At 60.6% G+C, this 22,009-nt stretch carries 22 protein-coding genes; 9 read left to right on the forward strand and 13 right to left on the reverse strand.

The features are described from left to right. Positions 1-50 precede the first annotated feature (50 nt). From BACI9J_RS18540 to BACI9J_RS18580, 9 genes are all read right to left on the reverse strand, one after another. Positions 51-1,097, reverse strand: a complete 1,047-nt coding sequence (locus BACI9J_RS18540; RefSeq protein WP_236558760.1) for a LacI family DNA-binding transcriptional regulator — start codon at positions 1,095-1,097, stop codon at positions 51-53. Positions 1,098-1,186: 89 nt separating this feature from the next. Continuing rightward, positions 1,187-2,353: a Gfo/Idh/MocA family protein gene (locus BACI9J_RS18545; RefSeq protein ID WP_159735661.1), complete on the reverse strand. Its 1,167-nt coding sequence runs from the start codon at positions 2,351-2,353 to the stop codon at positions 1,187-1,189. Positions 2,354-2,383: 30 nt separating this feature from the next. Next, positions 2,384-3,244, reverse strand: coding sequence for a sugar phosphate isomerase/epimerase family protein (locus tag BACI9J_RS18550; RefSeq protein ID WP_236558761.1), 861 nt, complete (start codon positions 3,242-3,244; stop codon positions 2,384-2,386). A gap of 64 nt (positions 3,245-3,308) precedes the next feature. Then, on the reverse strand, positions 3,309-4,196 hold the full coding sequence (locus tag BACI9J_RS18555) for an ATP-binding cassette domain-containing protein (RefSeq protein WP_159735662.1): 888 nt from the start codon (positions 4,194-4,196) through the stop codon (positions 3,309-3,311). Next, entirely contained in the window at positions 4,193-6,097 is a 1,905-nt protein-coding gene (locus tag BACI9J_RS18560) for a dipeptide/oligopeptide/nickel ABC transporter permease/ATP-binding protein (protein ID WP_159735663.1), read from the reverse strand. The genes BACI9J_RS18555 and BACI9J_RS18560 overlap by 4 nt, the downstream gene beginning before the upstream one ends. Beyond that, positions 6,094-7,035, reverse strand: coding sequence for an ABC transporter permease (locus BACI9J_RS18565; RefSeq protein ID WP_159735664.1), 942 nt, complete (start codon positions 7,033-7,035; stop codon positions 6,094-6,096). Before BACI9J_RS18565 ends, BACI9J_RS18560 begins: the two co-directional genes overlap by 4 nt. A gap of 6 nt (positions 7,036-7,041) precedes the next feature. Next, positions 7,042-8,580 (reverse strand): ABC transporter substrate-binding protein, encoded by a 1,539-nt coding sequence (locus tag BACI9J_RS18570; protein ID WP_159735665.1) that lies wholly within the window; start codon positions 8,578-8,580, stop codon positions 7,042-7,044. 168 nt (positions 8,581-8,748) lie between these two features. Beyond that, positions 8,749-9,756 carry a Gfo/Idh/MocA family protein gene (locus tag BACI9J_RS18575; protein WP_159735666.1) on the reverse strand — a complete coding sequence of 336 codons (1,008 nt, stop codon included), beginning with the start codon at positions 9,754-9,756 and terminating at the stop codon, positions 8,749-8,751. Between the two features lie 45 nt (positions 9,757-9,801). Next, positions 9,802-10,647 carry a sugar phosphate isomerase/epimerase family protein gene (locus BACI9J_RS18580; RefSeq protein ID WP_159735667.1) on the reverse strand — a complete coding sequence of 282 codons (846 nt, stop codon included), beginning with the start codon at positions 10,645-10,647 and terminating at the stop codon, positions 9,802-9,804. Between the two features lie 223 nt (positions 10,648-10,870). Between BACI9J_RS18580 and BACI9J_RS18585 the strand changes: the two genes are divergently transcribed. The 6 genes from BACI9J_RS18585 to BACI9J_RS24655 all read left to right on the forward strand — a co-directional run bounded on the left by BACI9J_RS18585 (position 10,871) and on the right by BACI9J_RS24655 (position 15,244). Continuing rightward, a complete protein-coding gene (locus tag BACI9J_RS18585; protein ID WP_159735668.1) occupies positions 10,871-11,890 on the forward strand; it encodes a LacI family DNA-binding transcriptional regulator in 1,020 nt (339 codons plus the stop codon). A gap of 67 nt (positions 11,891-11,957) precedes the next feature. Continuing rightward, on the forward strand, positions 11,958-12,779 hold the full coding sequence (nadE, locus tag BACI9J_RS18590) for an ammonia-dependent NAD(+) synthetase (RefSeq protein WP_159735669.1): 822 nt from the start codon (positions 11,958-11,960) through the stop codon (positions 12,777-12,779). A 184-nt stretch (positions 12,780-12,963) separates the two neighbouring features. Next, positions 12,964-13,614, forward strand: coding sequence for a PadR family transcriptional regulator (locus tag BACI9J_RS18595; RefSeq protein ID WP_141284544.1), 651 nt, complete (start codon positions 12,964-12,966; stop codon positions 13,612-13,614). A gap of 75 nt (positions 13,615-13,689) precedes the next feature. Continuing rightward, on the forward strand, positions 13,690-14,448 hold the full coding sequence (locus tag BACI9J_RS18600; RefSeq protein ID WP_159735670.1) for a MerR family transcriptional regulator: 759 nt from the start codon (positions 13,690-13,692) through the stop codon (positions 14,446-14,448). A 44-nt stretch (positions 14,449-14,492) separates the two neighbouring features. Next, positions 14,493-15,080, forward strand: a complete 588-nt coding sequence (locus tag BACI9J_RS18605) for a TetR/AcrR family transcriptional regulator (protein WP_159735671.1) — start codon at positions 14,493-14,495, stop codon at positions 15,078-15,080. Positions 15,081-15,109: 29 nt separating this feature from the next. Then, complete coding sequence (locus BACI9J_RS24655) at positions 15,110-15,244, forward strand: hypothetical protein (protein WP_268891981.1); 135 nt, start codon at positions 15,110-15,112, stop codon at positions 15,242-15,244. A 168-nt stretch (positions 15,245-15,412) separates the two neighbouring features. Here the strand turns inward: BACI9J_RS24655 and BACI9J_RS18610 are convergent, their stop codons facing one another. After that, positions 15,413-15,901 (reverse strand): DUF2306 domain-containing protein, encoded by a 489-nt coding sequence (locus BACI9J_RS18610; protein WP_159735672.1) that lies wholly within the window; start codon positions 15,899-15,901, stop codon positions 15,413-15,415. A gap of 570 nt (positions 15,902-16,471) precedes the next feature. On the opposite strand from BACI9J_RS18610, the gene BACI9J_RS18615 reads away from it, so the two are divergent. Both BACI9J_RS18615 and BACI9J_RS18620 read left to right on the forward strand, forming a co-directional pair. Further along, complete coding sequence (locus BACI9J_RS18615; protein ID WP_159735673.1) at positions 16,472-17,830, forward strand: hypothetical protein; 1,359 nt, start codon at positions 16,472-16,474, stop codon at positions 17,828-17,830. Between the two features lie 67 nt (positions 17,831-17,897). Further along, the gene (locus BACI9J_RS18620; RefSeq protein ID WP_159735674.1) at positions 17,898-18,170 is read left to right on the forward strand and encodes a dihydrofolate reductase family protein; all 273 of its coding nucleotides are present in this window, start codon (positions 17,898-17,900) and stop codon (positions 18,168-18,170) included. A gap of 163 nt (positions 18,171-18,333) precedes the next feature. Here BACI9J_RS18620 and BACI9J_RS18625 read toward each other — a convergent pair whose 3' ends face one another. Next, positions 18,334-18,741 (reverse strand): RidA family protein, encoded by a 408-nt coding sequence (locus tag BACI9J_RS18625; RefSeq protein ID WP_159735675.1) that lies wholly within the window; start codon positions 18,739-18,741, stop codon positions 18,334-18,336. A 298-nt stretch (positions 18,742-19,039) separates the two neighbouring features. On the opposite strand from BACI9J_RS18625, the gene BACI9J_RS18630 reads away from it, so the two are divergent. After that, the gene (locus BACI9J_RS18630; protein WP_159735676.1) at positions 19,040-19,354 is read left to right on the forward strand and encodes a hypothetical protein; all 315 of its coding nucleotides are present in this window, start codon (positions 19,040-19,042) and stop codon (positions 19,352-19,354) included. Between the two features lie 381 nt (positions 19,355-19,735). Here BACI9J_RS18630 and BACI9J_RS18635 read toward each other — a convergent pair whose 3' ends face one another. Together BACI9J_RS18635 and BACI9J_RS18640 are read right to left on the reverse strand one after the other, a co-directional pair. Next, positions 19,736-19,987: a hypothetical protein gene (locus BACI9J_RS18635; RefSeq protein ID WP_159735677.1), complete on the reverse strand. Its 252-nt coding sequence runs from the start codon at positions 19,985-19,987 to the stop codon at positions 19,736-19,738. Positions 19,988-20,393: 406 nt separating this feature from the next. After that, positions 20,394-21,980 (reverse strand): molybdopterin-dependent oxidoreductase, encoded by a 1,587-nt coding sequence (locus tag BACI9J_RS18640; RefSeq protein ID WP_236558762.1) that lies wholly within the window; start codon positions 21,978-21,980, stop codon positions 20,394-20,396. Between the last annotated feature and the right edge of the window lie 29 nt (positions 21,981-22,009).

Raw genomic sequence — 22,009 nt, forward strand, 5'->3', positions numbered from 1 at the left:
CCAAAAATTGCCACACTGTTGCAGGTTTGCTCTTTCGAGCGACGCTGAGGTTAGACGAGAAGCCGTCCGCTGGACCCTCGCACCACGAGTTCCGTTTCCACCCGGACAGCTTCAAGCGGGGCGTCGTGGCCCTGCAGCATATCCAGGAGAATGGTCACAGCGCGGGTGCCGCACTCCCCCAAAGGTGAGCGCACCGTGGTCAATGCAGGAGTGGTGAAATCGGCACCGAAAATGTCGTCGAAGCCAACAATGCTGATCTGGTCCGGGACACTCATCCCGCCGGCCTGCAACTCCTGCATCAAACCGATGGCGAGGAGGTCGTTGTAGGTAATCACCGCCGTCGCGCCGCTTCCCAGGACGTCGCGCGCAACCTGCCTGCCGCCGTCGACGGTTGGTTTGGACGACTCAAGGCGCACCGCACTGAGCTTGGACCACTCCGCGGCTGACTTGACGCCGTCCCATCGACGGGCAGTCATCCAGGACTGTTGGGGACCCGCAACATACGCAAGTTTGTGGTGACCGTTGGCGGCCAGGCTGCGAACAGCCTCACTGATGCCCTTATTAACGTCCGGCACAACGCACGGCACGCCGGTGATTTCGCGGTTGATAACGGCCACAGGCTTGTCTGCAGCCAAAGCCCTGATCTGGTCATCGTCCATGCGGGGGCTGGCCAGGATGAGTCCATCCACGGTGCTCAGCAGGCGCCGGGCCGCTGTTACTTCGGTTTCCGGCGACTCGGCGGACTCCGCCAGAACCAGCGTGTAATCGCGGGCGGAGCCAGTGGTTTCCGCGCCGCGGATGATGTCAAAGAACGTGGGGTTGGTGATGTCCGCAACGATCAACCCGATGGTCTGGGTACGGCCAGTGGGCAAAGCCCGGGCGAACGGGTTCACCTGATAGTTCAGTTCCGCCGCCGCGTCCTCAATGATCTTCTGGGTCTTGGCACTGACGCGGCCCGGCTTACTCAGGGCACGGGACACGGTGGAGGGATTCACGCCCGCCAGCTTGGCGATGTCATAAATCGTGGCAGAGGACTTATCCCCCCGCCCTCGTTTGGTGGGGGCGGATGCTGCTCCAGTGCTCGTCAGGTCAGTCACCGCTCCATCGTAGACCGCATGGCAACAAAAAAGGCCGGTTGCCATACATTGATCATGGCAACCGGCCTGCCCTCCGTGAAACGTCCCGGTTAGGAACGCTCGGAGAACTTACCCTCTTCAGCGATTCGCTTGTTGAGTTCCTGCAGGAACTCGTCCTCGTCAAAGTCCAAGGACACTTCCTTGCCGGTCCAGCTGGAAAGGTGGATGGCGTTGGCCAGGCGGACGCCATTAATACCGTCAGAGCCCGGAGCCAGTAGCGGTGTTCCGTCCAGGATGTTGGCCGCAAAGTTCTCCAGGACACCGGCGTGCTGTCCGCCCCAGGCAGACTCGAACTCAATGACCTCGCTGCTGTACAGCTCTTCGCGGTTCAGCTGGCCCATGAAGAGCTTTCGGACGCCGTCCATGTCCATGGAGTCGCTGATCTCCCGCTCAGGCTTGACCAGGCGGGTGACCGTGGCAACTTTGCTGTCTTCCACCACGATCTTGCCTTGGTCGCCCAGGATTTCGAACCTGTCGGTTCCCACGATGTCGTGGGTTGCTGTGACGAAAACGCCGGTGGCGCCGTCGCCATAATCCACTACTGCCGTGACTTCATCCTCGACGGCGATGTCACGCCGGAAGCCATACGCCACCTTGGAGTACACGGACTGGGGGACGCCGCAGATCCACTGCCACAGGTCCAGTTGGTGCGGTGCCTGGTTGACCAGGACGCCGCCGCCTTCGCCGCCCCAGGTGGCGCGCCACTCGCTGGAGTTGTAGTAACCCTGCGGGCGCCACCAGTTGGTGATGATCCAGTTGGAGCGGCGGATCTTGCCGATCTCGCCGTTATCAACTATTTCCTTCAGCTTCTTGTACAGCGGGTTGTTGCGCTGGTTGAACATGATGCCGAAGGAAAGTTCCGGTTTGGAGGCAGCGAACTCGTTCAGTTCCTTGACCTGCTTGGTGTAAACACCGGCAGGCTTCTCCACCAACGCGTGGATGTTGCGCTTGAGTGTTTCGATTCCCATTTCCGGGTGCAGGAAGTGCGGCACGCAGGTGACGATCGCGTCCACCGTACCGCTTTCCAGCAGGGCGATGTAGTCGTCGTAGAAGGGGACATCCGGGTATAGCGAGGCTGCGAGTTCCTTCTTGGCGGGGTCAACATCGCAGATAGCGCCGATCTCCATGTTGGGAACCAGGCCGTCGGTAATGAATTTGGCGTAAGCGCCGCCCTGCTGGCCCAGGCCGATAATGCCGAGGCGTACTTTCTTGCTCATGAATGCAATCTCCTGTGTATCGAAAGAAATCTAGAAAAGCTCGGCATGGCCCATGGCCACCAGGTTGTCGTAGGAAGTCTGGAGTGCATCCCACACAGTGCGGCCGTAGAGCTCGTCCTGCTCCACCAGGAGATATTGGGCCCCGGCGGCTATGGCGGCAGGAATGATGGACGGGAAGTCCAGGTTGCCTTCGCCCACTTCGGCGAACTGGACCACATTGCGGAACTCGGCATTGAACCCGGCGAAGTCGCCCTTTTCCAGGAGCGCGAAGGACGCTTCCGGCATCTGGCCGATCCTGTAGTCCTTGAGGTGCACCATGGCGGTCTTGCCCGCATACTTCTCCAAAGTCCGCACAGGGTCCAGTCCACCGCGCTGCACCCAATGGACGTCAATCTCCATACCCATGGCCGGCGAGTTTTCAGCAATGATGTCCAGCATGTATTTGCCGTCGAACTTCGCGAACTCAATGTGGTGGTTGTGGTAGTACAGGCTGAGACCGTGTTCCTGAAGCCGTTCAGCATAGCCGTTGGCTTGCTTGGCGAATTCGATCACTGAGTCCAGCGATTTCATGGCCCCGAAAGGAAGCATGCCTATCCGCAGCAGCGAGGTGTCCAGCCGCTTGGCATCGTCCACGATCTTCTCGAAGTGATCAGCCAACGTTTCCACCGCGAAACCCTTGCGGCCCTCCAAGTAAACGGAAAGCGCGGCGATGTCCATGCCCAGCTCGGTGCGGGAGCGATCCAGCTCGCCTACGTTCTCCGGAGTCATGGGGATCTGTGAAATTTCGACGGCGTTGTAACCGATCGCGCTGACCTTGCGGAGCGTTTCAAATGCTCCAATGTCAGCAAAACTGTCCTTCAGCATCATGGCTTGGACGCCTATTGTGGCCACTTTTTTCCTCCGGGGTTTGTTGGGGCCCTTCCGGACCCTGGATGTCTTATGGGATGCGGGCTGTTCAGGCCACAGCACCTTGTTGTTCGATTTGGCTGTGTTGGGTGGCCAGCAAGCGGTGGCGGTCTGCCCGGCGCTGTTCCTGCCTGTCAGGATCCGGCACGGGCGAGGCCAGCAAGAGGCGCTGCGTGTAGGGGTGTTCGGGATCGCGGGTGACCACCTCAGCGGGGCCTTGCTCCACAATTTCGCCGTGGTACATGACGGCCACCCGGTGGCTGATGTGCCTTACGACGTCGAGGTCGTGGGAAACGAACAAGTACGAAACGCCGGTGTCCTTCTGGATCTGCAGGAACAGGTCCAGCACACGGGCCTGCGTGGAGAGGTCCAAGGCGCTCACCGGCTCATCGCAAACAATCAGCTTCGGGGACAGGGCAAGAGCCCGTGCAATCGCAACGCGTTGACGCTGTCCGCCGCTGAACTCCCGCGGCAGCCGGTGGATGGCATCCGTTGGCAGGCCCACCTGGTCCAGCAGTTCCTTGACGCGCTTCTTGGCCGCGACAGCTTCCATGCCTTGCACGCCCAGCGGTTCGGCAAGGATGTCGCCGATTTCCAGCGACGGGTTCAGCGAGGTGTACGGGTCCTGGAACACCACTTGCAAGTCACGGCTCAGCGTCCGGCGTTCCTTGCGCGAAGCATTGCTGATGTCATTACCTTCAAAAATCACCTTTCCGGCGGTGACCGGGGCGAGGCCCAGGACGGCGCGGCCGAGGGTGGTCTTGCCGGAACCGGACTCCCCCACCAAACCCAAGGTCTCCCCTTGGCCGATGGTGATGTTGATGTCCGTCAGCGCCCGGAAAGGCTTGGCCCGGAACCGCTTGCTGGGGTACTCCACCACCAGGTTCTGCACTGCGAGGAGCGGGGACTTCTGCGATGAGTCAAGAGAGGCACTCATGCGACAGGCTCCTTCTGTGCTGATCCGGACTGTGCTGCTGATCCAGGCTGCGACACAAGCATGGTCATGGGGGTCTTTCCTTCGAGCATGGACCCCAGCAGGGTCTGCGTGTAGGGCTCTTTGGGATTGCGCAGGATCTCGCGGACCGTTCCTTCTTCCACCAGCCTGCCGTTCTGCATGACCGCCACGCGGTCGCACAGGTCAGCTACGACGCCGAAGTTGTGGGTCACCAGGATCACGCCGATGTTCAGGCGCTGCTGCAGTTCGCGGAGCAGGTCCAGCACGTCGGCCTGAACAGTGACGTCCAGCGCGGTGGTGGGTTCGTCAGCGATCACCAGGTCCGGTTCACAGCTGATGGCACCGGCGATCAGCACACGCTGGGCCATGCCGCCGGAGACTTCATGCGGGTAGGCGTTGAAGGTGCGTTCCGGGTTGGCAATTCCGACGTCGGTGAGCAGCTTGAGTGCACGCTGGCGGGCTTCGGCTTTGGTGATTCCCAGGACACGGACCATGGGGGTGACCAGTTGGTAGCCGATGGTGAAGGCGGGGTCCAGGTTGCTCATGGGTTCCTGCGGAATGTAGGAGATCCGCTTGCCGCGCAGTTTGGACAGCCGCTCCTGGTTGACGCGGTCCTCGCCCGGGGCAACGGTGTAGTTGCCGTCGAACTGGATGGAACCGCCCACAATCCGTGCGTTGTCCGGTAGCAGGCCCAGGATGGAGAAGGCGGTTTGGGACTTGCCCGAACCCGATTCGCCAACGATTCCCAGGATTTCGCCACGGTCCACGTGGAACGAAACATCGTCCACTACCTTCTTGATGGAACCGTCGGCCTGCGGATATCCGACGCCGAGGTTGGTCACCTTCACCAGGTGGTGTTCGGTTCCGACGTCGACGGCGGCCACGGACTTCCGTGACTGTCGCGCCTTGGCGGGGTCCGGCGTCGTGCTTGATCCAGCGGAAACGACAGCACGCTTCCTGCGGTGCTTGATCTTTTCGCCGTCTTCCAAGGCATCGCGGATGGCGTTGCCCAGCAGGACCAGCCCGCCGATGGTCAGTGCCATGGCCAGTGCCGGCCAGAGCAGCAGCATGGGAGTGAGGTAGACGTTCTTGAAGCCTTCGGAGAGCATGACGCCCCATGTGGCTTTGGTGGGATCGCCCAGGCCCAGGAACTCGAGTCCGGACTGGATGGCAATGGCAACACCGGCAATGGCCGCGGTTTGGATGATGATGGGTGCGCGGACCACGGAGAAGATATGGCGGGCGATGATGCTCAGGTCAGACAAACCGGAGACCCGGGCGGCGTCCACGTAGAGCTCGTTCCGGACCGACTGCACCGCGGTGCGGGTGAGCCGGAAGTAGGAAGGACTGATCAGCACACCGAAGGCGATCATGGAGATCCATACCGACGGGCCGAACGCTGCGCGGATGGTGAGGAGAACGATCAGGCCGGGCAGGCTCATGAGGATGCTGACTACCCAGTTGGAGACGGCTTCGAATTTGCCGGCGTAGTAGCCTGCGATCAGGCCGGCCGGGAGACCAATGGCGATCGCCACACCGGCACACAGCAGCGCGGACAACAACGTCAGCTGCGCGCCGAAGAGCAACCGACTCCAGGTATCGCGCCCTGCACTGTCCGTGCCCATGATATTCACTGAATCCGGGGCAGCCAGGGTCTTGGAAATGTTGGCGAAGTTCTCTTCAAAAGGCGCGATCACCGGCGCCAGGATGGCCAGCGCCGCGATGGTTAGCAGGATCACCAGTGAGGCGATGCCCATGGGGTTCTTCAGGAGCCGGCGCATCACGGTGGAACGGACCACCGTGCCGCTCTGACCTGATCCCGGCTTCGCCGCAAGGTCAGTAACTGCAGCAGTTGCTGCTGTTGAATTTATGGAGTCGCTCATGAGACACGTACTTTCGGGTTGAGCCAACCATTGAGGATGTCCACCAGGAGGTTCACGACGATGACCACCACCACGGTGTACATCACCACTCCCATGACCACAGGAAGATCGGTTTGGGTGGTAGCGGCAACAGCCAGCGGGCCCATTCCGGGGAGGGCGAAAATCTGCTCGATAATCACCACGCCACCCAGCATGCCGATCAGTTGCAGGCTCAAGACCGTCAGCCCTGCGGGTGCGGCGCTGCGCAGAACGTGCTTGAAGAGGATTTCGCGCTCTCCAATGCCACGGCTGCGCAGCGTCCGGACGTAGTCGCGTTCAAGCTGCTTGATCACGGCGGAGCGGATCTGCTGGGCACCGCCGGTCACACCGTTGATCAGCAAGGCGATCACGGGAAGGGTCATGGAGTAGACCCAGGCCTCCGGACCCGCCTCCGGGGAGATGGTGCTGGTGGCGGGGAAGAAACCCAGCTGGATGGCCAGGATGGTTACCAGGAACACGCCGATCACATACCCGGGGATGGAGTCCCCTACGATCGCGCCGATCTGGACCACCCTGTCCACCCAGCCGCGCTTCACGGCTGCGGCAACACCGATCAGTGCTGCGCAGATGGCGATCAGGATCATTGCGGTGAAAACCATGGTCATGGTTACCGGGATGCGGGTAGCCAGGGAATTGGCCACCGGCTCCGAGGTAAACCAGGAGGCTCCAAGGTTGCCAGTCAGGGCATCGCCCAACCAGGCAAAGTAACGGACAAAGAGTGGCTGGTCGAGTCCCAGTTCCTGTTCCTTCAAGGCAACCTGTTCAGGTGTTGCCTGATCCCCCAGGATGTTCTGGGCGATGCTTCCGCTGGAGGTGTACAGCAGGGTGAAGGTGAGGACCGAGACTACGAACAACACCACCAGACCACTGCCCAGTCTTTTCGCAATGAACTTGATCATGGGTTCCTACTTGGCGGGCGAGTAGTTGTAGATGGACGGAACGGCCTGCTGTGCCTGCGGCGTGACGTTCACTTTGTCGTTGTGGTAGTACATCTGGTTCACACGGAACAGCGGGGCGAACCAGGCTTGTTTAACCACGTATTTGTTCACTTCCTGGGCCAGCTTGCCGGCATCCGCACCACCGGTGCGCACGGCCGCGATCTTGGCCTCCAGCTCAGGGCTGGTGGTCTTGAACGGGTTGTAGAGGGCCTTGGTGGAGACGATCTGGTCAATCGCTACCGTGGGCTCTCCCTGGAAGAGGTTGAAGAAGAGGGCCGGGTACTTCTGGGCGGCAACATCGGAGGTGAAGGTGTTGGTGATTGCCGCACCCGGGTTCAGGGTGATGCCAACGTCTGCGAGCTGCTGCTTCATGACCGAGATCAGGGTTTCAGCACCGGGAAGGGTGGGAACGTCAATGCTGACCTTGCCCTCGAAGCCGGATTCCTTCAGGAGCTCCTTGGCCTTGGCGGGATCGTAGCTGTAGTAGTTCTCCAACTCCTCGGTCCAGGCTCCACTGTCCTTGCCGAACGGCTGTGACGTGGGAGTGCCCTGGCCCAACATGACCTGATCCAGGATGGTCTTCCGGTCAAATGCGTGGTTGATGGCCTGGCGGACCTTGACGTTGGCCAAGGCCGGGTTCTTGGTGCCGTCACGGTCCAGCAGGAGCAGCCCGGACCAGTCAACCTGGTTGGTTTCGAGCTTCATCTTGGCGCCCTCGGCCTGCTTGCCGTTCTTGGGGTCCAGCAGCGTGGCGTCAATCTGGCCGGATACCAGCGCGTTGGTGCGGGCTGTGGGATCCAGGAGGACCTTGAGGGTGAGCTTCTTGTACTTCTGGAGGTCCTTGTTCCAGTACCCCTCACGTGCGGTGAAGACCGTCTGGGAGTCCTTCACCGATGCTGCCTTGTCCATCACGTACGGGCCCGAACCCACCGGAACTGTCTTGATGGCGTCAGTGCCCAAAGCGGCGGGGCTGCCCATGAGGCCGGCGGCTTGGCTGAGGAAGAATTCCAAGGCCGGCTCGGGAGCACTGAGGTTGATGTCGATCGTGTCCGCGTCCACCACGGCGACGTCGGAGACTGAACTCAACTGGGCCATCTGCGGGCCGTTGGCCTTCTTGAAGTGGTCCATGTTCGCTTTGGCTGCAGCGGCGTCGAACTTGGCTCCGTCGCTGAAGGTGACGTCCGTGCGGAGGTCAACAGTGAGCTTGGTGTTGGTGTCGTTGTACTTCCACGCAGTTGCCAGCATGGGGCTGAGCTTGCCGTCCGGTTCGCGGAGGATCAGGGAATCATAAGCTGCCTGGTACGGCTGGAGTGCGTGGCCTACGTGGGCCTGGGCCGGATCCCAGGAAGTGAGGTCCCTAAGGGTGCCCAGCGTCAGTGCGGTAACGGTCTTGGTGCCGCCAGTGGAACCAGCTCCGGCACCGGCATTCCCGCCGCCGCATGCCGTAAGCGCCAGGGAGGCACTGAGTACGATGGCGGCTGCTGCCGCCTTGGGACCTAACTTCATTGTTGGCTCCTACTGAGTCATAGCCTGATGCGAGTCAGAGCTTGAGCATGTGGCCTGGGCCACACTTTCCTTGGGTGTGAGATTTACAGTACGGACTTTGAGCGGCCTTGGCAACCGATTGTCAAAAGTTTCTTAGATTGTTGCCAAGATGGCATGGGAGGGCGGTTCTCACCCCACGCGCTCAGCTATTTCCGGGTAGCTCTGCGCGTAGATTTCCTTGATGATCCTCAGGGATTTGCCGGCTTCGGCGGGGTTGATCCAGAACGGCCCGGCATCCTGCAGCTTGTTGTAGAAATCCGCGATCAGGAGCTCGTGGGACACGCCCCAATAGGACCTGCCACCACTTTCAGCCACCCTCTCCGGGATGACCTCAACCCGGCCATCGGCGTAGCTCACCGTGAGGTCACCGCGCAGGCTGAGTGTCGCCTTCTCCGTGACAATGTCCAGTGTCACCGGCGCATTCACCGCGTTGGCCAGAGTTGCGTAGAAGACGCTCCGCGCGCCGTTCACGTGCTCGGCAACGAATTCCGCGGTGTCCTCCACCTCGATCACGCCGCCCAGGGAACGGGTGGAGGCATGGCCTTCCACTTTGGCAACATCGCCCACCAGCCACTGCAGCAGATCCACGGTGTGAATGGCCTGGTTCATCATCAGGCCACCTCCACCCTCCGCCCAGGTGCCGCGCCATGGGCGGCTGCGGTAGTAACTGCCATCCCGGTGCCACATGACGGTTGCCGAGGCGCCCAGCACCTGACCCAGCGTGCCGCCGTCGAGCAGTTCATGCATGACTTGGGACGTCGCGTTGTAACGGTTCTGGAAGCAGACGGCGATTTTCGCATCGCTTCGCTCCGCAATTTCAATCAGCCGCCGCCCCTCGGCCAAAGTGTGGGCCAAAGGCTTCTCGACGATCACATTCGCGCCCCGCTCCAGGCAGTCAGCCGCCACCGAGGCATGGAGGTGGTGCGGCGTACAAACATGCACGACGTCGGGACGCACCTTCTGGAGCATCTCCAAGTAATCCGCGTAGCCGGGGACGCCGTGCGCGGCTTCCGCCGCTGCCAACCGTTCCGGATCGGTATCGCAGACAGCCACCAGTTCGGCATTGTCCATGGTGGCCAGGGCCGCGAAGTGGATGGTCGAGATGTCGCCGCAACCAATGACTGCTGCTGTAGGCATACCTGCTCCTTTGAAGGTTGATGCTGAGTGGTTTGAGTGCGGCAGCTAGGCCAGCGTGACGCCGCTCTTGGCAGCGAGGCCGGCAAAGGCGCGGGCTGCAACGCCAAAAGCGACGGGACCGGAGTACCCGCCAAGTTCGTGGGCACTGGCCAGGTGCGGCTCCAATGAAGCGAAGCCGCTGTAACCGTCTGCGGCCAGGGCGCTGATGGTGGCCTCCAGCTCGCCGTCGCCCTCTCCGGAGGGAACCACTTCCCCGGTGGTGGCCATTGCATCCTTAACCTGCAGGTACTCAAGGTATGGACGCAGCATGGCGTATCCCTCGGTGTAGGGCTTGACGCCCACCTGGACGAAGTTGGCGTTGTCCCACGCCACCCGGAGCGCCGGCGAGTTCACCGTTTCCATGATGTCCAGGACGCGTTCCGGAGTATCTCCGTAGATGCCCTTCTCGTTTTCATGCAGTAGGACAATGCCATGCGCCGCGGCTTCTGCCGCGAGTGCGGACATGCGCTCCATCACCGCTTCCCGGATTTGTTCCTGCTCCTGGTCCTCGCCGCGGTAGAAGGAGAAGATACGGACGTACTTGGTGTCCAGGGTTTTGGCAACGGAGATGATCTGCCGGAGACGGGCCACTTCATGTTCTACGGGGAGGCTGACGTCCACCTTGCCAATGGGGCTGGCGACAGCTGAAACTTTCAGACCCTTTTCGTCCAGGATTCCCTTGAGCCGCTCTACAGCTTCCGGCTCAAGCTCTGAAACGTTGGTCCCCCACGCGCTGCGGACTTCGATGTGGCTTGCGCCCAAAGCCAAGAGGACGGCGGCCTGGATGGCGGGATCGGGGTCTACTTCGTCGCCGAAACCGGACAGGCTCCACACAGCATTGGGGTGAGTCACGAAATCTCCTTGGTAGTCCTGTTGCGTTCCGGGGGCGCGGTGACGCAGTTCACAGGCGGGTCTTGTCCCTCGAGTTTAGCCATCTTGGCACGCCATTGACAACCGATTGCCATTCGCTGCCATGCTGTGGCATTCTTGTTCAACGGTGTGGCAGCAGTCACAGCCGGATGTATTCGTCGTTCCGGGAGGAACGCCCATGTTTGCTGTTCAGAGAGGAACGCCCATGGCGACGCAACCCATGGCAACAGGCCGGCCTGCCACTATTCACGACATCGCTGCCCTCTGTGGCGTTGCAGCGTCAACTGTGTCCAGGGCCCTTGCCAACCCGGAGCGCGTCAATATCCGCACCCGGGAGCGGATCCAAGCCGCCGCCGTCGAGCTCAATTACACGCCCAACTCCCAGGCCAAGGCGCTCAGTTCCGGCCGGACCGGCGCCGTGGGCGTCCTGGTTCCGGACATCACCAACCCGTTCTACTTTGACCTCATCAGGGGAACGCAGCTTCAGCTCAAAGCAGCCGGGTACACCCAGCTGCTGGTTGATACGGAGGAATCGGACGAGGTGGAGGCCAGCACACTGGAGCAGCTGCGCAAAAGTGCCGACGGCGTGATTGTGGCAGCTTCCCGCCTCAATGATGAGGCACTTGCCGCTGCGGCGGCCCGGATGCCCATGGTCACCGTCAACCGAGACGTTGACGGCGTGCCCGCAGTTCTGATCGACACCCCCTCAGCCATGCCGCAGGCCTTGGACCACCTGATTTCACTGGGCCATACCTCGGTTGCCTACGTAGCCGGACCGGCCGTTTCACAATCCAGTGCCCGGCGCTGGATTGCCCTCTCAGAAGCCGCCGAGGAGCGCGGAGTGGATGTCCGCAGGCTCGGACCGTTTGCCCCCAAAACCCAGTCCGGTGCAGCTGCAGCAGATGCCGCCGTGCACAGCGGGGTCACAGCCTGCATTGTGTTCAATGACCTCATCGCCATCGGCATGCTGCAGCGGCTCCGCGAACGTGGCCTTCGGGTTCCGGAGGATATGAGCATTGTGGGCTGTGACGACATCTTCGGGGCGGACTTCTGCAACCCACCACTGACCACCATGAGCTCTCCCATTGAGCAGGCTGGACGCGTGGCCGTGTCCATGTTGCTGGCCCAGCTGAATCCCCTGGCCGGCGGCGGGAACCGCAACCGCTCCGTCATGCCCACCCACCTTACTGTCCGCGGTTCCACAGGTTCGGCCCCTGCCCATTAGCCGACTTTTGGGCGGGAAGTGTGCAATATGGTTGAGCCTCCGCAACCATGCTGACTAGTGTTGGAGCATGCGCGAACTCCAGGCCAAGATCATTGAAGAAATGGGCGTCCAGCCCCGGATCGATCCTGCGGAGGAGATCCGCAAACGGGTCGCCTTCCTGAAGGACTACGTCAAAGCGACAGGTACCAAGGGCTTTGTCCTGGGAATTTCCGGCGGGCTCGATTCCACCCTTGCCGGGCGGCTTGCCCAGCTCGCCGTGGAAGAGCTTACGTCGGAGGGCGTGGACGCGAACTTCGTGGCCGTGCGACTCCCCTACGGCGTCCAACACGACGAGGACGACGCTCAGGCAGCCCTGGATTTCATCAAGGCCAAGACCGAGTGGACGTTCAATATCTCCCCTGCCGTTGATGGTTTTGAGGACGAGTTCCAGAAGACCACCGGCGCCGAAATCTCCGATTTCCACAAGGGCAACACCAAGGCCCGCGCCCGCATGATCGCCCAGTACGCCCTCGCCGGTGAACACAATTACCTGGTGGTCGGTACCGATCATGGCGCCGAGTCCGTCACTGGCTTCTTCACCAAGTACGGCGACGGCGGTGCGGATATCCTTCCGCTGTTCGGCTTGAACAAGCGCCAAAACCGCGCAATCCTGGCCGAGCTGGGCGCCCCCGCCCGCCTCTGGCAGAAGGTTCCTACCGCTGACCTCCTGGACGACAAGCCCGGCCGCACCGACGAGGACGAGCTCGGCATTACGTACGACCAAATTGACGATTACCTTGAGGGCCGCGACGTCACCGACGGTGTTGCCGAACTGATCGAGCAGAAGTACCTCCGTACGCGCCACAAGCGCACCGTTCCGGTAAGCATCTTCGACACGTGGTGGAAATAGCCGCATCGCTTTAGAGCAACTCACGACTCAAAGATTCACGACGGCGGGTGCCGGCTTCCCCACGGAAGCTGCCACCCGCCGTCGTGCTTTAAGAAACCTCTTGACGTGACGATAGTTACCGATATATCGTGAACTATCGCCGATACTTCTTCGGTGAACATACAACCGAAAGGACGATGCTGCTATGAAAGGCATCAACGAAAACAACAACTCATTCCCCGAGCACGATCATGGACATCCCGAACACGGGCACGGCCGAGGCCGCTTCAACCGAGGCAAGGGCCGGCGCGGACCGGGTGGCCACGGCGGAGGCGGTTTCGGTCCGGGCTTCGGTCCCGGAGGTTTTGGCCCCGGCTTCGGACCCGGCTTTGGACCAAGGGGCTTCGGCCCTGGCGGATCACGCAGGGCCAACCGCGGCGACGTCCGCGCAGCGATTCTCTCGCTCCTGGCCGAGGCTCCGTCCAACGGCTACGGCCTGATCAAGACCATTGCCGAGAAGACCTCCGGCGCATGGCGTCCAAGCCCCGGCTCGGTCTACCCCACCTTGCAGCAACTGGTGGACGAAGAACTGATCGTCGCGGTCGGCGAGGGTCGCCGCACCGAGTTCACTCTTACCGACGACGGGAAGGCCTACGTCGCCGAGCACGAGGAAGAGCTCGCCAACGCCTGGAATACCGAGGCCGATGGAACCGGCGCAGCCTTCCACCAAAGCGTCGGGAAGCTCATGGGAGTCATCCACCAGTTCCGCGGTGCCGCTACCGACGAACAACGCCAAGCCGCCATCGAAAAGCTGGATGAAACCCGCCGGGCGCTCTACCTGATCCTGGCTGACTAATGCCTACTGAAATCCCTTGACCTTGACGTAACGTCAACCTCTACTGTCGAAGAACAAGCACAGGACGGAGGACGGATGGACTGGTCAATTCAGGAGATCGCCAAGATTGCAGGGACTACCAGCCGCACGCTGCGTCACTACGACGACATCGGGCTGCTGAAACCAAGCCGGACCGGCCATAACGGCTACCGCTACTATGACGGTCCGGCCCTGGTTCAGCTCCAGCGGATCCTCCTGCTCCGCGAACTGGGACTTGGCTTACCGGCCATTTCCGAAGTTCTTGACCGCGAGACGGACACCGTCAAAGCGCTCAGCAGCCATCTGGAATGGCTCGCCAAGGAGCAGGAGAGGCTGACCCGGCAGATCGCCTCCGTTCGGCAAACCATCGACACTATGAAAGGGAATGGAAAGTACATGGCACAGAACATGTTTGACGGCTTCGACCACACTCAGTACAAGGACGAGGTGGAGGAGCGCTGGGGCAAGGATGCCTACGCCGCCAGTGATTCCTGGTGGCGGGGAATGAGCGCCGACGAGATGCAGCAGTGGAAGGGCCGCGTGCAGAAGCTGGGCGCGGACTGGATCTCAGCTTCTCAATCCGGAATTTCACCGGAAAGCGCTGAAGCGCAGGACCTTGCTCGGCGCCACGTCGAGTGGCTCCGTGGGATCCCTGGAACCCCGACGACGGCACCTGGCGGAGACATCAAGGGGTACGTCATAGGACTCGGCGAAATGTACGTTGCAGATCCGCGTTTTGCCGCCAATTACGGCGGAGAATCAGGGGCCACCTTCGTCAGGGATGCCCTGCGGGTTTACGCGGAAAAAAACCTGTAGACGCTCAGGATGCGCTGATCAGGGTTTCACAATAGTCTGGCCGAATGGGTACTAGCACCGCAAAGTCCGGCGAACAGGTTGACAGGCAGAAACGCATTCTCGACGCGGCTTTGGAACTGCTGTCCCGCCACGGCATTTCGGGTATCAACATGCGTGCCGTGGCGCGTGAAGCCGGCGTCGCTCTTGGGCTTGTGAACTACTACTACGAAGACAAGCCGAGTCTGATCCGCGCGGTGCTCCACCAGATTGAAGAGCACGACCTCCTGCTGGTGGAGCCAAAAGCTACCTCAACCCCGGACGAGCAACTCCGGGAATCACTTCGACGCGTTGCGGACCCCGGGCTCCTGACCACACCGTACCTTTCTCTCCGCCTCCACTTGTGGGCCCTCGCCCAGGCGGATGAAGAGTTCGCGCAAATCAACGCCGCAGCCTTCGAGAGATACCTCCAAGGGCTTGCGGCGTTGATCGGCAATGCCGTTCCCGGGCTGTCACCTGAGGAATGCCGGGATCGGGCGGCCGACGTCGTGGTGGTGCAGAACGGCATGTGGCTCACCACGCTGTTGGGCATAGACAAGGCGGCAATCGAGCGAGGTATTGCCCGCACGGAAGAGATCGCTTTCGCCCCTAACTGAGCCCCCCGTGGCCAGAAGTCCATCACCAAGTGCTGGGCTACATCAAGCAGCGCTTGGTTGCCGCCTACTACGACCCCACCGGCCTGACCGCCAATGACAAGGACCTCGGCGGCGGAGCCTCCTCCCTGCCGGCGTTGCCTGTAGGTACCCGCGTGTTCGGCTAACGCCACTCAACTGCAAAAAGAAGCCGACGACGGCGGCAGCGCCCGCCGTCGTCGGCCTCCTGCCGTGGCGCGATCGCCAGCATCCCTGGCGAAACTGACTCCCCAGAGTGACATTGATTGTTGGCTGGCAGCCGTTCGATGCCGCGCAGTTGTCCGTAAGCGGATCCTTTAGCGGACGCTGAGAGGCCTTTGCGCTTCGCGAATCTGGGCAAGGCCTAGAATCGTCAGGGCTGCTGTGCCCAGCAGAACCAGAATTAGCAGCCCCAGCAAGGGGAGCTCATGGATGGCGAGCTGGGGGATGCGACGCGAGGGCACTGCTAGCACACCCACAAAGGCTCCCATCAGACCGAGGTAGCTACCGGTCATTAAGCTGCGGTGGGCACGGATGTTCCCTTTTCGGACAGCCCACAGTCCTGCCGTCAGTGTGCAGAACGTCAGAACCGAGAGTGCATGGAGCCAATTGAACCCGCCGTCTATTGTTCGGATTCCGAACGAGGTCAGCACCACGATGTACATGGAAGCAACCCAGATTCGGCCTACAGCCTTATGGAGGCCGCCGCCTTTGGTCCGTCGCAGCAGGTTAACGGCTCCAAATATGAGTGCATAGCTGGCGGCTATAGCGTGCACAGAGATCAGGACGGTCCAAGAGGAAGGCATACACCGGAGCGTATCGGACCCTGAATTCCCGAGCCTCTTTCTTTACGGCCTGTGCCGTTGCTCCGGAACTTCGGGCGCAGGCCCACTAATTGTGACAGCTGGTCGATGCGTCCGGTGAGGGATCCCTTTGGGGCATAGGAAATAGGGCACACTGCTCTCATGGCAACTCAGTACTACCGGAGGTCGTGGAACGAGTCCCGAGGAGACCAGTATTCCTCTTGGGGTCCCGCCACTTATTACTTCGAAGTCGGTGATGACGGCCGGCCGAGCCGCCAGATGGAGGTTTACGATTCTGGCCCGACTCTTCGTTACAACCCTGTTTCCCGTGAGTTCACCAAATCTGAAGGTCGGAGTGCACGAAACCCAAGTGTCAATGCCCCGAAATAAGGGCTGGGGTACCTGCGGTTTAGGTCTGCATGACTGCGGGTGTCCAGATTGCGTGCGAGGCTGGTCCATAAGGCCGTCAGTCGGTAGAGCAATAGTCGAAGTAGGAACTCACTCATGTCACCTCGTCAAAGTCCGGCCGAGAAACTTTTTGCCCAGCTGCTCCTTGGTGGTGCATGGGCGCCAGTGACAGGCACGATCAACTTCGTGAACCTTCCTCTAAATGAGGCCGCCGAGGAATGGCGTATCTGGAGCCAGGTGCGGCCCACGGAGGGCACTGCATCTGTTGGCGTTACTGAGCATTCAGGAACGCTGCCGGAGTTGTTGGACAAGCTTCTTCCCCTCAGCGACTGGCCAAGAAGGAGGATCTTGATTGAGACCGAGAATAAGGATTGGACCGCGGTGTTCGCAAATTGTAAACGCGACCCCAATCTTGAAGTTGCTCTCAAAAATCACTTCTCGGAAGTCAGAGGGGTTACGACCGTGAAGGTTGAGGATGAGCCGCGGAGCATCAAGCGCATTCCCAATGCACGTTCGCGTGGCCTATGGGGTTCCAGAGGGCTCACTGTTTACGACAAGGACGGGCTGCGACGCTGGCTAAGCCTTCGAAACTTTGAGCCCTGGCGGTTCGATCAGAACGGCGAACCGTACCCATTCGAGGATCTTGATCGTTACAACGCGCGGAAGACACCTGACCGATTCACGCACGACATGCTTGTTGAATACTGCCTCCAACTTGGCCTTCGGCCCTTCGATGAATCCTTCTATGCGCCGAACGGCCGGGGCATCGTTGTTGAGGAGATAGCGGAGGATTACGACGAGAGGGACAAATACACGCTCGCTGAGGCTCGGGCGGGATATGAAGACCTCAGTCGCCCCATAGTTGAAGAGCCCATCGACGGTAATGCCCTCTACGCTGCTGGCCCCGCTAATGGCGTGCATGGCGAAATCTTTCCACGAACGGGTTCGGGTTATGAGTCTTACCGAAAACCGTCTCCCTGGAATGAAGAGCTTGATGCTTTTGAAGTGATCCTTGCAAAATACAGTTCCCACCCTGTTCGAGCCACCCTGAGCGAGGGGCTTGCGGAACGAGGAGTGCTTGCCTTCCCCGCGTTCACACTCGTCGGGGATCCGCTGCTGGATGTCCACATGTCATCTGTTCTCCTGGAAGCACCCGCCGAGATCCGCGAATACACAGCCGCATACATGAGTCTTCAGTTCGAAGAATCCAACAACCGCTGGCTGCACGAATCGTTCAGACCCAGTAGAAGCCAAATGGCAACGATCAGAGACCTCTACAAGGAGCACGGCCTCTACCCGTTTGATACAGGTTCGGAGCAGGTCTACAGGACCTTGGCTATCGACAAGGTTGTCCGCGAGAAGACGGATCTCCGGATAACCGAAGCATTCCACGCCTGGGACAAATCGACTAAGCCCCCGGCCCAGGACGGACAACTCACCGCTGACTCCCACGGCTATTCAGTCTCCTGGAAGGCCAGGCGAATGATCCAGCTAAACGAAGACGCCATCTGGGCATGCAGATGAAATCGCGCGGTGACCTGCCAGCAGTCTGGCGGATCGGCTCGCTGGGTCATGCCTTACGGAGGTCTTTATGGCTGAGTACGGAGGAATAGCGGCAGGCTCCTGCGATGCTGAGACCAAACATGTCACAGAGACGCCGGATGTCGCCTCCGTTGGTGTGCAGTGGTTCCTCGCTGCGGGCCTCGTCGACGAAATCACCATCTCAACCGCGCCAGTTCTTCTTGGCCGAGGAAGTCGGCTCTTCGGTGACCTGGACCGAGACGTCTTGCTCACCCTGCGAGGCCACCACTCAACTCAGGACGACGGACTCGTGCGAGCAACCTATGCTGTGCAACTTAGATGATGCCCTGCTTCTAAAACATTTTGGGCTGGATCCTCCAAGCCAGTCAGGACGCTGTCGTCCTGCCCCGGTTCCGTCGACTCCCTTGCAAAAGGAGCTGGATCGTGACGTGCCCGTTAAGGGATCCTTTACCGGGCGTTTGGGCCGTTGCAGTCCCGGCTCTCGTTCAGTCAATAATTGCAGCGGTTGCTTCGAGCTCCACCAGCTGGTCTTCGTAGCCGAGCACCGTGACTCCCATTAGTGTGCTGGGCACGTCGTGCTCGCCAAAGGCTTCCCGAACCACGCCCCAAGCCGTGACCAGGTCGGCCCGTTCGGTCGATGCCACCAGGATGCGAGTGGAGATAACATCGCCGATGCCGGCGCCGGCGGCTTCCAGGGCAAGGCACATGTTCTCAATCGCCTTTGCGGCCTGTGCCGCGTAGTCCCCGATGCCTGCGGTCGTACCGTCCTTATTCAGCGGGCATGATCCGGCTAGAAAAATGAGGCGTGCGCTGGCGGGAACGGTGGCCGCATATGCATACTCTGCGGTGGCGCTGAGGGTGTTCGTACGAACGAGGGTAACTGCGCTGGGCATGGGCGTCCTCTTGTTGGAGTGCACTGGCCAGTCCCACCCTATCCGTCCTGATATAGAGACAAACTTCTAGGACCGTATGCCGATCCCTTACCGGGCGCTCTGAATCGTTCGGATAGCCACCGGTTTATGAAATGGTCCCCGATGTTGGACTCCCAATTATGCGAGGTCTCAATTTTGGACGGGCGGCGGTCGGCTCGTCTCTGAAGGACCCGTCCCACTTGGAACGGGGCCTTCTCTGCGTGAAAGCTGGCCAACGTGTTTTGTTCAGTTTCGGCTCGGAACCTATTACGCTCGGGCAATGGCTCCGACATCAGCGAACGCCCGGCGGATAAAAGTCGCAAAGTTCATGAAGATGATGATCTTCGTATGCTGGGGCCTAATGGGTGCGGGCTTGGTCAGCGTAATCACTGCAGGCCACATGAATGCTGCGTCGTTGGCGGCCTTGTCCCTTGCCATACTGTGCCTTGCGGGCGTGTTCCTTATGCTCTTCCAAGGCGTCCGGAAGTGGGGCCGCGATAGCGCCGATGGTCTCGCTGGCAAGGAACTGACCTTCCTTTATGTCTTTGCCGCCGCCTCAATGGGCCTAATCGTTTTGACCATCTTCCTGCGATGACGCCGCGCGACACCTAGGGACAAGTTACGGGAGGCAAAGATGAAGATGAAATGGTTGGTTTCCACCGTTCTTCTGCTCATATGCATCGCTATCGCAGTATGGATTCTGTCAGGATCAACGGACATTTGGCCTGCGTTGATAGTGGTCGTCGGAGTGGTGGTCGCCGCAAATTTCGCCGTCCAATGGGGTGGTTCGAAGGCACGGGATAACCAGCAAGCGATGAATGATTTACTCTCACGCAACAGGCCAAAACCCCCACCCAATGATGAGTAGACCTCTGTTCTACCGATAGTTGTCTTTCTGGTTGTCGGCATTGTAAACCGCATCGCCCATGAACTTCCGGCTGCCATCGGGCTTGTCGACGCACCCAGGCACCGTCACTTAGCCCGTATTGGTTACCAAGCTAATGACTCCAAAAATGATGAATCCCGCCCCTGCTGCAAGAAATATTAGCCCTGAGACGTAACCGTATCGGAGCCGTCGTCGATGGGCTTCTTCATGGCTGATGTTCTCGTTCACCGCCGCAGAGAGTTTGGCTCCCATGCGTGAAAGCCGTGAGCGGCCCCAGAACGAGACAGCTCCGATCACCAGAAAGATGAAGCCGAGAACGAACGGGCCAAGCATCTGGTTCAATCAGGTTCCTTGAACGGTCGTCGTCGCAACGGGTCAAGAAGACCGCTCCACTCGGAACTTTCTGAAAATCAGTCGCATAGCTGCTTGTTCACAAACTACTACAAACGGAACCTTGGCCGAGCCCACGAGTTTGGTTGGGCAATAGACAACCATTCCCGACGGCTAATTCTCCCTCAGAGGCCAGCCGCAAGTCGTCCCGTAAGCCGGTCCTCCACCAGCCAACATGCAATCCCAAATAACGCTCATCAAAATTCGCGTCACTCTGCGAAACCAGAATTCCCGTAAGACCCGCCCGCAAAACTGCCCGGTGAAGGTGCCCTAAACGCTACACACTTTCCCGTCCCGCTTCCTTCAGTGCGGAACACCGTCGGTGGGAGGCCCCGATCGAAAGAACAAGGCTGAACAGCTACTCCACCGTCACCATCACCGACGGCCAGCCCGAGGCGCCGTCAGGTACGGGATCGGCGCGCTTTTCCGTTTGGGTTTCGCCGGTGGCGTCGGTGGCGCGGGCCTTGACGTAGTGGATGCCGGGTGTGGCGTCCCATTCGTAGGACCACTGGCGCCAGGTGACGGTGGAGGCCTCGGTGGAAAGGGTTGCTTCCACCCAGTCGCCGTCGTCAATCTGTACTTCCACCTTGGTGATTCCCCGCGTCTGCGCCCAGGCTGTGCCGCCCACCGCAATCTTGCCTGGCGGGAACTTGGCAAAGGATTTGGGTACGTCTACGCGTGCCATGGTCTTGATGGGGCCGCGCTCCGACCAGCCGCGTTCAGTCCAGTAAGCCTTGCTGTCCGCGAAGCGGGTGACTTCCAGGTCCACTACCCATTTGGTGGCGGAGACAAAGCCGTACAAGCCCGGAACCACCATCCGCACGGGGTATCCGTGCTCTACAGGAAGCGGCTCATCATTCATGCCGATGGCCAGCATGGCATCGCGGTCATCCTGCAGGACTTCCAGCGGAGTGGAGGCGCTGAAGCCGTCAATGGATGTTGAAAGCACCATGTCCGCGCCTTCCTTCGGTTTGGCCATGGCCAAAACTTCGCGGAGGGGCATGCCCAGCCATTTGGCGTTTCCGGCAAGCTTTCCGCCCACCGGGTTGGACACGCAGGTGAGGGTGACGTGCGATTCGATCAGATCGGCGTCGAGCAGGTCCTGGAAGGTGAGGGTGACTTCTTCCTCCACCATTCCGTGCACCCGCAGTTCCCAGTCATTGACGTTGATTTCAGGGACGCTCAGGGCTGTATCAATGCGGTAGAACTCGTTGTTGGGCGTCAGCCAGGGGAAAACTCCCGCAACCGGGGACTGGACTCCCGCCGGAACAGGGGGCGCCGCCTTGATGGGCGCGGGCAAGCGGAGTGCATCCCGGGCCTGCGCAACATTGTTGCGCGCGGCGCCCAGCAGCCGCCCACCGGTGGCAGCGATTCCGGCAGCGACGGCGGTGATGCCGGCGGCGGCGAAGAAACGACGGCGGCTGGTACCGGCGCCGCCTGCCTGGTTGTCAGCGTCGGCGGCTAGGTCAGCCGGGGCTTCCGGCCATGCTTTCAGCCCCCACAAAGGCCTTATGAGGAGACGCAGGACGACGAGTCCGGCGACGGTTCCCAGGACCGAGGGGATGGCGTCGGCGAGTCCCACCCCGGCGCGGGTCAGGACGGCGGCAACAATTACGGCGCCCATGAACAGCACGCCCAGGACACCCAGGGCCCACTTCTTGTAGGCCACAATCCCTAGAACACAGGCCAGCAGAGCGATGGTCAGGCCCATGCCCACAAACAGCGCTGCTTTGTCATTGGTGCCGAACGTGGCTATGGCAAAGTCCTTCATCCACGGTGGGGTGAAGTCGATGAACGTGGATCCCAGCGCAAACACCGGGGTTGCCCTCGCCGTGAAGAATGCGCCGATCAGCTCGGCGACGGCGAGCACGACGGCGGCTGACACCACGCCTGCCAACGCTGCCATGGTTTCGGGGCCTTTGGTCCGGAGTCCGAGCTTTTTCATGTCAGTAGTTCGTAGCGTCCGGGAGCAGG

Source organism: Arthrobacter sp. 9V, from assembly GCF_902506065.1.
GTDB lineage: Bacteria > Actinomycetota > Actinomycetes > Actinomycetales > Micrococcaceae > Arthrobacter.